Consider the following 10,598-nt stretch of genomic DNA (forward strand, 5'->3'; position numbering starts at 1 on the left):
GGGACTGCGGAGGGCTCGAAATCGCTCATTCGGGAAGCCTTGCGTCTGCTGGGCCCATGATACAAACATTGCCGCCATTCCTCCAGTCGCCAATCCTGAAACGGGTCAGCAGACATGAATCTTCTCGTCATCGGATCGGGCGGACGCGAGCATGCCCTGTGCTGGGCGCTCGGCGCCTCGCCGCTGGTCAACAAGCTGGTCTGCGCGCCGGGCAATGTCGGCATCGGCCAGATCGCCAAACTGGCGCCGGTCGATCCCCTCGACTTCGATGGCGTGCTCAAGCTGTGCCGTGACGAGCATATCGACTTCGTCGTGGTCGGCCCGGAAGTGCCGCTGGTGGCCGGGCTGGTCGACCATCTGGAAGCCGCCGGCTTTGCCTGCTTCGGCCCGACCAAGGCCGCAGCCCAGCTCGAAGGCTCCAAGGGTTTTGTGAAAGACCTCGCCACCAAATACGGCATCCCGACCGGCGCCTATGGCCGCTTCAAGGACAAGGCCAGCTCCGCAGCTTATATCCGCCAGCAGGGTGCCCCCATCGTGGTGAAGGCCGATGGCCTGGCCGCCGGTAAGGGCGTCACCGTGGCGATGACGCTGGATGAAGCATTGGCCGCCAATGCCGCGCTGTTCACTGAGGCCGGCGCCGAAGTGGTGATCGAGGAATTTCTCGAAGGCGAGGAGGTCAGCTATTTTGCGCTGGTCGACGGCAAGCATATTCTGCCGCTGGCCGCCGCGCAGGATCACAAGCGTGTCGGCGATGGCGATATCGGGCCGAATACCGGCGGCATGGGCACCTATTCGCCGGTACCGGCACTCAGCCCGGCGCTGGAGCGTGCGATCGTCGATACCATCATCCAGCCCACCGTGGATGCCATGGTTGCTGAAGGCATGCCGTTCAAGGGTGTCCTGTTCGCCGGCATTATGCTGACCAAGTCTGGCCCCAAACTCTACGAGTACAATGTCCGCTTCGGCGATCCGGAATGTCAGGTGCTGATGCTGCGTCTGAAATCCGACCTGCTGCCGGCGCTGATGGCATCGCGCGATGGTGTACTGAAGGATTTCGACCTGCGCTGGAAGGATGAAGCTGCACTCTGCGTGGTGATGGCTGGCGAGGGCTATCCGGGCGAGCCGCGCAAGGGCACACGGATCGAAGGCCTTGATGCCGCTGCGGCCGAGGCCGATACGATTGTGTTCCATGCCGGCACCAAGGCTGGTGCCAATGGCGAAATCCTCGCCAATGGCGGCCGCGTGCTGGGCGTCTGCGGCCTGGGCAAAACCATCGGCGCGGCTCAGGCGCGCGCCTATGCGGCTGTGGACAAAATCCGCTGGCCCGAAGGCTTCTGCCGCCGCGACATCGGCTGGCGGGCTATCGCCCGCGAACAGCAATAATGGGGCTGGCGGGCTATCGCCCGCGAAAAGGCCTGACCACAGGCCAACAATAACAACGGCATCGGCCCCGCGGCCATAGGACGAAAGGCGGGATCGTGGATCGGCGGTTGCGCCGGGTGCTGCCGCATGGCTATCGTAGCCCCGGACGCTCAGTTGTCGCGTCCCAATGAGACGAGGAAACGATAGCATGAGCGACCAAGACCGCTTCGTTGGCACCATGCCGGTGCAGGAGCGCCATAAATTCGATGAAGCCGCACTGGAGCACTGGCTCAGGCAGAATGTTGCAGATTACCGCGGCCCGCTGACCCTCCAGCAGTTCAAGGGCGGACAGTCGAACCCGACCTTCATGCTGGTCACTCCCGATCGCAAATACGTGCTGCGGCGCAAGCCCCCGGGCAAACTGCTGCCATCGGCCCATGCTGTTGACCGCGAATACCGCGTCATCACCGCGCTGGGCCAGACCGATGTGCCGGTCGCCAAGACTTACGGCCTGTGCGAAGACGACAGTGTGATCGGCACAGCCTTCTATGTCATGGATTGCGTCGAAGGCCGCATCTTCTGGGACCAGCGCCTGCCCGGTATGAATCGCGAGGAACGCGCCGGCATCTTCGATGCCATGAACCGCACCATCGCCGCCTTGCATAAGGTCGATTACACCGCCATCGGGCTGGGCGATTACGGTAAGCCCGGCGACTATTTCGCCCGCCAGATCAGCCGCTGGAGCAAGCAATACAAGGCATCCGAGACGGAATCGATCCCGGCGATGGACAAGCTGATCGAATGGCTGCCCGCGCATATTCCGCCGGGCGAGGAAACCAGCATCGTCCATGGCGACTACCGCATGGACAACATGATCTTCCATCCCACCGAGCCGCGCGTGATCGCGGTGCTGGACTGGGAACTATCCACGCTGGGCCATCCGCTTGGCGATTTTAGCTATCATCTGATGTCATGGCGGCTGGCACCGGAGACTTTCCGTGGCATTGCCGGCATCGACTTTGCCGATCTGGGGATTCCGACCGAACAGGCCTACACGGCTGCCTATTGCAAGCGCACTGGCCGGGACGGGATTGCGCATCTCGACTTCTACATGGCCTATAACATGTTCCGCATCGCCGGCATCCTGCAGGGGATCATGGGACGGGTGAAAGACGGCACCGCCGCCAGCCAGCATGCGATCGAGTCCGGCAAACGGGCAAAACCGATCGCCGAACAGGCTTGGGCGCTGGTGGAGCGCATCACAGGAGGCAAATAGCCGATGGCAGCCGCCGACCTGATCCCCGTACAACCGCACCATCGGTTCGACGAGGCCAGGCTGGCGGCGTATCTCGCCGGGCATTTGCCGGATTTCAAACCGCCGCTGACGGTACAGCAGTTCAAGGGTCCGGCCGCCAGCCCGGCTTTCATGCTGCATAGTCCAGGGCGCAATTTCGTCTTGCGCAAGCGCAGCCAGCCCAAGAAGGGCTGCAGCATGGCAGAGTCGATCGAGCGCGACTTCAGCCTGCTGCGTGCCCTGCATGATGCCGGCCTGCCCATTGGCCATCCACAGCTCGCCTGCACCGATGACAGCGTGATCGGTGCCCCCTTCTACCTGCTCGACTATGTGCCCGGACGGCATTTCCGCGACCCTAACCTGCCTGGCATGGACGCCAAGCAGCGCCAGGCGCATTACGAGGCGATGGCGGAAACTCTGGCGCGCCTGCACAACCTGCTGCCGAGCGAAACCGGCCTGGCGGCCAACGGCAGCGGACTGGATTACCTGAACCGTCAGGTCAACGCCCTGATCGAGCAATATCGTGTCAATGCCACCGATGCGATTCCGGCCATGGACCGGCTGCTCGCCTGGCTGCCGGTGCATGTGCCGACCGATGATGTCACCAGCCTTATGCACGGTAATTTCCGCCTCGAAAGCCTGGTGTTCCATGCCAGCGAGCCGCGCGTCGTTGCCGTGCATGACTGGGATCTGGCGCTGATCGGCCATCCGCTGGCCGATCTGGCGATCAACTGCATGCCATGGCGCGTCACCATCCCCGGCATGGGCAGCCTGCAGGGTATCGATTTCATCGAAAGCGGGATTCCCGGCGAGCCCGACTATCTGAATGCCTATTGCCGCTACAGTGCGCGCGAGACAATCCCACACTGGAATTTCTATCTGGCCTTTGCACTGTTCCGCGTTGCCGTGATGGCGCAAGGCATCGTCAAGCGCGGCAATGCCACAACACCGGCAGCGGCCCAGGCCCTGAAGGTATACAGCGCACTGGTCCGCTCGGTGGCCAACCAGGCCTGGAACCTGGTGGGCAGCGACGAGGACTGAGCGCAGCACAAAAAAGAAGGCGCCCACAATGGGGCGCCTTCCTCCTAGTGCGATCTGCTGCCCTTACATCCAGAAGGGCGGCACGCCGTAATAATCGTGCACCTTGCGGCCCCAGGCTTCATCTTCCCAGTTCACGCGATCCTTGGCGTTATACGTCGGCGCGCCTTCGAGCACCTTCTTGTCGAGATTGACGACATAACCACCCTTGTTGTCGTCGTATTTCAGCATGCTCCAGGGCAGCGGATGGTGGCTGTCGCCGATGCCAAGAAAACCGCCAAACGACATGTCGGCATAGGCAACCTTGCCCGACATCTTGTCGATCATCACGGTATTGATCGAACCGAGCTTATCGCCGCTCGGGTTGTAAACAGTGGTGCCTTCGACCTTGTCGGCCGAGATCAGACGATCCGTCATAGGGGATATCCTCCGTGTTGATCATGACATGGACTTGAGAACCGGCTGGGATCACACCCGCCCTGTTCATGCAGGGGATAACAGTTGAAGAATCAAAGGGTTCCTGTGACAAATGACTCCGCCCCCAGATCGCAGTTTTTGCCGTATTTCAGGCGCTTCACACGGATATGATTGTGGCGGGCCGCGACCGTATGGCGCGGCGGGGAACCTTGTAACCTTTCAGTCATTTGGAATTGCATGGATTGAGATGCCGGTGGACAATACCGGCAGGCGGGACGGCGGGCTGCATGGGCAGACGCCTGTGCAGCGGCGCAGTCAGGGTGTGGCGGGCTAAAAGCCGTTACAGATGTGGGATGTCGAAGCAGGACAGGAATTCGCTAGAAACTCCCCCCTCCGCCTCAGGGGCAGCGACAGAGTGCGCCCATGAATCGGCGGAACATCAGAGATCTGCGGAATATCGGCTGCAGGCTGTCGGCCCTGATCTGGCGAAAGACGAGCAATCGCGTCAGTTCAATGCCTGGCTCGATCGCGCAGTGCCGCAGCTGCAACAGCATCTCGGCGGCAGCACAACCGGCGCTGTGACATCGCCGGGAACCAAGCCTAAGCACTGAATTTCCCTAAGTAAAATACGGAAAACTGCGATTTCCCATCGCGGTTTTGTCACAGCATGCCCCGGCATTGTTGCTGGCTGCAGTGCGGCTGCACGGCCATCCTCTAGCTCACAGACGAAGACTACTCATCCAGTCATTTACGTCGAACTTATAAAGAGGATGTTCCCCATGACCGACGCAATTCACGGCCTGCTGCTGGAGTCCCTGCCCTCGCTCAAAGCCTTTTCAATCATGCTGACGCGCGATCGCAACTGGGCCGAAGACCTGACCCAGGAAACCGTGCTGCGTGTGCTATCCAAGTCCGAGCAGTTCCAGCCGGGCACCAATTTCAAGGCCTGGGCCTTCACCATCATGCGGCACCAGCATATCGACCAGGCCCGACGTCGCCGTCGCGAAGCGACCACCTTTGGCGATGCCAGTGCCATCGAGAATCTGATGGCGGTGAAGGCGCCGCAGGAAGACAAGATGGTGCTGGGCGAGTTGCTGCAGGCCATTGGCACGCTCAACAAGGCGCAGCGCGAAACGCTGACGCTGGTGGTCGGTAACGGCCTGTCCTACGAGGAAGCCGCCAAGGTTTGCGGCTGCCCGGTCGGCACCATCCGCAGCCGTCTGGCCCGCGCCCGCCAGGAACTGGAAGCCAAGATGCTGGGCGAAAGCTCGGTTCCGCGCAGCCAGGTCAGCCGCGAAACCCGCCTGGCCGAATTGCACCACTGAGGTCCAAGCCACTGCGTTCCCACTGACGTCACTAGCAAACGGTCACTGGAAAAAAGAATGGCGGCAGGAGCGATCCTGCCGCCATTTTTCGTGCCTGCAATCCGCTTATTCCAGACCGCGGAACGCACGCAGGGCGAAATCGGCGGCGCGACCGAAGATTGCCGCCTTCCACGCGGGGGTATCGGTGTAGAAGGCATCGCGGATTTTCCGCTTCAGCTCCTTGGCCAACGGCGCAGTGGCATCGCCACGGGCATAAAGCCAGTGATCGCCACGCAGGGCTTCAGTCACCTGCTGCCAGGTCTGCGTACCGTATTCCAGGGCAATGGCCGTGACCTCCATCGACTTGGGCAGATCGAGGAAAGCCTCCGGCACCGTGCCGGTAACCCGCGCCGAGGTCGAGCTGCCGTCATTCGGATTGGTCACTTCCGGCCCGAACATGGTCTTGGCGCGGGCGTAATAGGCCGGGTCTTCCGGGCCGACATAGATCGGTTCGCCATAGCCCATGGGTCCGAGGCCGGTGTGGAAATCGATGCTGACCAGCTTGCGTGTGCTGGCCGGTACCAGTTCCTTCAGGATGCGGCGGAAGGTGGTGTTCGACCAGGTCGGCTTCTGGCCGCCGAAGAACAGGCCATCGGGATGCGAATATTGCCCGCCCGACATTGCCGCCTGAAAGGCGAAGGCACCGTGCTTTTGCTGATACTCCAGGATCGCCTGGTCGGCGGCGGCACGGCCCTGCCCTTCCCAGTGAGACGGCAGCAGCAGGTCATGCACTTCCGCATAGGCCTTGTTCTGCGGCAGCGGCTTGGTGAAATCCTGGAAGTTGCGGTTGAGATCGACATTGTCCTCGGTCACGCGCCGCACATGGGCGAAACCGTAGGGATTGATCGCGTGGATCATCACCGCCTTGCTTTTGGGCGGCATGGCGGCAAACAGCTTGTCCTTGAAATGGCCGATCTGCGCACCGGAGCCGCAGAAACCCTCGGCCCCATGGGTGCCCGAGATCGTCAGGTAGACGCGCTCGGCATCATCGGAACCCAGGCAGGCCACATCGGTGGTCAGGACCTCACCGTTCGGTCCCTTGGCATTCGGGTTTTCATAAGTGGTGAGCTTCGCGCCTGCTTCAGTGGCAGCACTGCGAAACTTGTCCCGCGCCTCGGCATAGGTGGCGGAAAAATACGATTCAACAGTCATGGGGAGGCTTCTCTTTTCTGGGCGGTTTACAAACTCAAGCTCTTTGGCTCAGTTCCAGCGGTCCAGCTCCAGCCGGCCGATCTGGTTGCGATGCACTTCATCCGGACCATCGGCAAAGCGCAGCGTGCGCGCCTGGGCATAGGCCGCCGCAAGGCCGAAGTCTTCCGACACGCCGGCCGCGCCATGCACCTGCATGGCCCAGTCGATCACCTGGCAGGCCATCACCGGCGCCGCCACCTTGATCATGGCGATTTCCTTGCGCGCCGCCTTGTTGCCCACGGTGTCCATCTTCCAGGCCGCATGCAGCGTCAGGAAGCGGGCCTGGTCGATCATGATGCGGGCATCGGCGATGCGCTCCAGCGTCACCGTCTGCTCCGCCACCGGCTTGCCAAAGGCGACGCGGCTCTTGGCGCGCTTGCACATCTTCTCTAGCGCGCGCTCGGCCTGGCCGATCAATCGCATGCAGTGATGGATGCGGCCCGGACCGAGACGCCCCTGGGCGATCTCGAAACCGCGGCCCTCGCCCAGCAGCATGTTGGAGGCCGGCACGCGCACGTTGTCGAAGGTCACCTCGCCATGGCCATGCGGTGCATCGTCATAGCCAAACACCGGCAGCATGCGTTCCACCTTGACGCCCGCCGCATCGCGCGGCACCAGGATCATCGACTGTTGCTGGTATTTGTTCGGATTCTTGGCGTCCGACTTGCCCATGAAGATCAGGATCTTGCAGCGCGGATCGCCGATACCCGAGGTCCACCACTTGCGGCCGTTGATGATATAGGAATCACCGTCCTTGCGGATTTCAGACTCGATGTTGGTCGCATCCGACGAAGCCACGGCCGGCTCGGTCATGGCGAAAGCCGAGCGGATCTTGCCGGCCAGCAGCGGCTCCAGCCACTGCTTCTTGTGCTCCTCGGTGCCGTAACGCTCCAGCACTTCCATGTTGCCGGTATCCGGTGCCGAGCAGTTGAACACTTCCGGCGCCCAATGGATGCGGCCCATGATTTCGCACAGCGTGGCGTATTCGTGATTCTTCAGGCCGGCGCCACGATGGCTTTCCGGCAGGAACAGGTTCCACAGCCCCTGCGCCTTGGCCTTTTCCTTCAGTTCTTCCACGACGGCGGTGGGCTGCCAGCGATCGCCCTTGGCGACTTCAGCGTGAAAGCGATGCTCGTTCGGATAGACATGATCGTCCATGAAGCGGCTGAGTTTGTCCTGCAGCTCTTTCACGCGATCCGAGAATGTGAAGTCCATTGTTTCCATCCCTTATTTCAAGTTAACCGATAGCGGATACGGCACGGAGTTTAGGCCCGGGCGGCGGCTTCGGCTAGGCACTGGACCAATACCGGGAATTGGACCGGGATTAGCGTTTGGCGGCGAAAAACCCGCGCAGGAGATCGGCGGCGGCGGCTTCGCCGATGCCGCCATACACCTCCGGCCGGTGATGGCAGGTGGGCTGTGCGAAGAACCGGCCGCCATGGGCGACACCGCCGCCCTTGGGGTCATCGGCACCGTAATACAGCCGGCGCAGGCGGGCGAAACTGATCGCACCTGCACACATGGCGCAGGGTTCCAGGGTGACGTAGAGGTCACAACCGCTTAACCGCTCGGCCCCCAGGGCGGCGGCAGCCTGCCGGATCGCCAGGATTTCGGCATGAGCGGTGGGATCGTTGCGCTGCCGCGTTTCATTGCCAGCACAGGCCACGACGGCACCGGCGCCATCGACGATCACGGCACCGACCGGCACCTCGCCGCGTTCGGCGGCCAGCCTGGCCTCGTCCAATGCGATATCCATGGGCGTTTTCGGGGCGGTAACCATTGCCGTGGCAGGGTGCGGGAAGCCACTCCCTCTCGTCAAGCCGGCTGCCCCGGCCTATAAGATGGCCATGAACCAGCAGTCCCCGACCCGCCCGCCCCTGATCGGCATCACCCTCGATTCCGAGGAGCCCGGCGGCTATTCGAAATTTCCCTGGTATGCCCTGCGGCAGAATTACTGCTCGGCGGTGACCGCCACCGGCGGCCTGCCCGTGGTGCTGCCGCATGAGCCCGATGCCGTGCCGGCCTATCTCGACCTGCTGGACGGCCTGATCGTCACCGGCGGCAACTTCGATGTCGATCCGGCGCTGTTCGGCGCCACCGAAACCCATGACACCGTGAAGGTGAAGGCCGCCCGCACCCAGTTCGAATGGGCGATTACGCGCGGCATGCTGGACCGCAACAAGCCGGTCTTCGGCATCTGCGGCGGGCAACAGCTGCTGAATGTGGTGCTGGGCGGCACGCTGATCCAGCATATCCCCGACAGCGTGAAAGAGCCGCTGGCGCATGAACAGCCCAATCCGCGCGACCAGGCCGGCCATCCGGTGAAGGTGGCGGCCGACACGCTGCTGCGTCGCATCGTCGGGGCCGATGAACTGCCGGTCAATTCCGCGCATCACCAGGCGGTCGATGCGGTGGCGCCCGGCGCCGTCTGCGATGCGATTGCCCCCGATGGCGTGATCGAGGGCATCGAGCATCCGGCTTACAAGTTCTGCATCGGTGTGCAGTGGCATCCGGAATTCTTCATCAGCGAGGGCGACCGCAAGCTGTTCGCCGCCTTCATCGCCGCGTGCAAAGCATGAGTGATGCCGAAATTGAGAAAGGCGAACGCATCGCCAAGCGGCTGGCGCGCGCCGGCCTGTGTTCGCGCCGCGATGCCGAACGCTGGATCGCCGAGGGGCGCGTCGTGGTCAACGGCCACAAGCTGGATACGCCAGCCTTCCTGGTCAATGCGGGCGACGATATCCGGGTCGACGGCAAGCCGATTGCCGGTGCGGCCAAGACGCGGCTGTGGCTCTATCACAAGCCGCGCGGCCTGATGACCACGCACAAGGATCCGCAGGGCCGTCCCACCGTGTTTGACAACCTGCCCGCCGAACTGCCGCGGGTGATTTCGGTCGGCCGGCTCGATTTCAATTCTGAAGGCCTGCTGCTGCTGACCAACGACGGCGAACTGGCACGCCGGCTGGAACTGCCCAGCACCGGCTGGCTGCGGCGCTATCGCGTGCGCGTCAACGGCCTGCCACACAAGCAGCATCTGGCCGAGCTGGCCCAGGGTATCACCATCGAGGATGTGGCCTACGGCCCGATCACCGCCAGCGTGGAGCGCAGCCAGGGCGACAATTCCTGGCTCGTCGTCGGCCTGCGCGAGGGCAAGAACCGCGAGGTGCGCCGCGTGATGGAGCATCTCGGCCACCAGGTGAGCCGCCTGATCCGCGTCGCCTATGGCCCGTTCCAGCTGGGCACCATCGAGCCCGGCAAGGTGAAGGAAGTGCCCGGCAAGGTGCTGCAGGAACAGCTGGGCAGCGCCAAGCCGAAGGCCGCCCCGAAGCAGTCATGAGGATCGCCCCGTGCGCATTGTAGGCGGCAGCCATCGCGGCCGGCCGATCATCGCGCCGCCGGACAAGACCACACGCCCGACCATCGACCGGGTGCGGGAATCGCTGTTCAACATGCTGCTGCATTCGCCGAGCCTGATGACCGACGAAGGCAAGACGCGGCTGGAAGGCGGCGTGGTGCTCGACCCCTTCGGCGGCTCGGGCGCGCTGAGCTTCGAGGCGCTGTCGCGCGGCGCCCATCATGCCTACCTGTTCGAGATCGACCCGGCGGCGCGGCGCACCATCCTGCGCAATGCCAGCGAGCTGGACATGGCCGGACGCATCACCCTGCGCGGCGCCGATGCGCTGAACCCCGGCCCCGCCATCGCCCCCGCCGACCTGGTGCTGATGGACCCGCCGTATCGCTCGGGCATCGGCACCCAGGTGCTGACCGCGCTGACGCAGGCCGGCTGGCTGAAACCCGATGCGCTGGTGATGGTGGAGACCGACGCCAAGGGATCATTCGCCATCCCGCCCGGCTTCGCGCTGCTGGAGGAGCGCCAGCAGGGCCCGGCGCGGCTGACCTTCCTGCTGCGAAACTGAGCCGGCTGCGGGACC

11 protein-coding genes are annotated in these 10,598 nt (G+C 63.2%); 7 read left to right on the forward strand and 4 right to left on the reverse strand.

Features of this window, described 5'->3' with window-relative positions:
• The first annotated feature begins 114 nt into the window (after positions 1–114).
• From purD to AAG799_RS20320, 3 genes are all read left to right on the forward strand, one after another.
• The gene (gene purD / locus AAG799_RS20310; RefSeq protein WP_341898721.1) at positions 115–1,383 is read left to right on the forward strand and encodes a phosphoribosylamine--glycine ligase; all 1,269 of its coding nucleotides are present in this window, start codon (positions 115–117) and stop codon (positions 1,381–1,383) included.
• 187 nt (positions 1,384–1,570) lie between these two features.
• Positions 1,571–2,638, forward strand: coding sequence for a phosphotransferase (locus tag AAG799_RS20315; RefSeq protein WP_341898724.1), 1,068 nt, complete (start codon positions 1,571–1,573; stop codon positions 2,636–2,638).
• 3 nt (positions 2,639–2,641) lie between these two features.
• The gene (locus AAG799_RS20320) at positions 2,642–3,697 is read left to right on the forward strand and encodes a phosphotransferase (protein WP_341898725.1); all 1,056 of its coding nucleotides are present in this window, start codon (positions 2,642–2,644) and stop codon (positions 3,695–3,697) included.
• A gap of 63 nt (positions 3,698–3,760) precedes the next feature.
• Here the strand turns inward: AAG799_RS20320 and AAG799_RS20325 are convergent, their stop codons facing one another.
• Positions 3,761–4,111, reverse strand: a complete 351-nt coding sequence (locus AAG799_RS20325; protein ID WP_341898726.1) for a PRC-barrel domain-containing protein — start codon at positions 4,109–4,111, stop codon at positions 3,761–3,763.
• 779 nt (positions 4,112–4,890) lie between these two features.
• On the opposite strand from AAG799_RS20325, the gene AAG799_RS20330 reads away from it, so the two are divergent.
• On the forward strand, positions 4,891–5,436 hold the full coding sequence (locus tag AAG799_RS20330; protein WP_341898728.1) for a sigma-70 family RNA polymerase sigma factor: 546 nt from the start codon (positions 4,891–4,893) through the stop codon (positions 5,434–5,436).
• A 105-nt stretch (positions 5,437–5,541) separates the two neighbouring features.
• On the opposite strand, the gene AAG799_RS20335 is transcribed toward AAG799_RS20330, so the two are convergent.
• The 3 genes from AAG799_RS20335 to AAG799_RS20345 all read right to left on the reverse strand — a co-directional run bounded on the left by AAG799_RS20335 (position 5,542) and on the right by AAG799_RS20345 (position 8,422).
• Positions 5,542–6,627, reverse strand: a complete 1,086-nt coding sequence (locus tag AAG799_RS20335) for a M14 family metallopeptidase (protein ID WP_341898730.1) — start codon at positions 6,625–6,627, stop codon at positions 5,542–5,544.
• 48 nt (positions 6,628–6,675) lie between these two features.
• Positions 6,676–7,881 carry an acyl-CoA dehydrogenase family protein gene (locus tag AAG799_RS20340; RefSeq protein WP_341898733.1) on the reverse strand — a complete coding sequence of 402 codons (1,206 nt, stop codon included), beginning with the start codon at positions 7,879–7,881 and terminating at the stop codon, positions 6,676–6,678.
• A gap of 109 nt (positions 7,882–7,990) precedes the next feature.
• Complete coding sequence (locus AAG799_RS20345) at positions 7,991–8,422, reverse strand: nucleoside deaminase (RefSeq protein WP_341898735.1); 432 nt, start codon at positions 8,420–8,422, stop codon at positions 7,991–7,993.
• Between the two features lie 91 nt (positions 8,423–8,513).
• Between AAG799_RS20345 and AAG799_RS20350 the strand changes: the two genes are divergently transcribed.
• The 3 genes from AAG799_RS20350 to rsmD are packed head-to-tail and all read left to right on the forward strand — an operon-like array spanning position 8,514 to position 10,583.
• Positions 8,514–9,245 (forward strand): gamma-glutamyl-gamma-aminobutyrate hydrolase family protein, encoded by a 732-nt coding sequence (locus AAG799_RS20350; protein ID WP_341898736.1) that lies wholly within the window; start codon positions 8,514–8,516, stop codon positions 9,243–9,245.
• Positions 9,242–10,003, forward strand: a complete 762-nt coding sequence (locus tag AAG799_RS20355; protein ID WP_341898739.1) for a pseudouridine synthase — start codon at positions 9,242–9,244, stop codon at positions 10,001–10,003. The genes AAG799_RS20350 and AAG799_RS20355 overlap by 4 nt, the downstream gene beginning before the upstream one ends.
• A gap of 10 nt (positions 10,004–10,013) precedes the next feature.
• Entirely contained in the window at positions 10,014–10,583 is a 570-nt protein-coding gene (gene rsmD / locus AAG799_RS20360; RefSeq protein WP_341898741.1) for a 16S rRNA (guanine(966)-N(2))-methyltransferase RsmD, read from the forward strand.
• Positions 10,584–10,598 lie beyond the last annotated feature (15 nt).

This window comes from Ferrovibrio terrae (genome assembly GCF_943371255.1).
Classification (GTDB): domain Bacteria; phylum Pseudomonadota; class Alphaproteobacteria; order Ferrovibrionales; family Ferrovibrionaceae; genus Ferrovibrio; species Ferrovibrio terrae_B.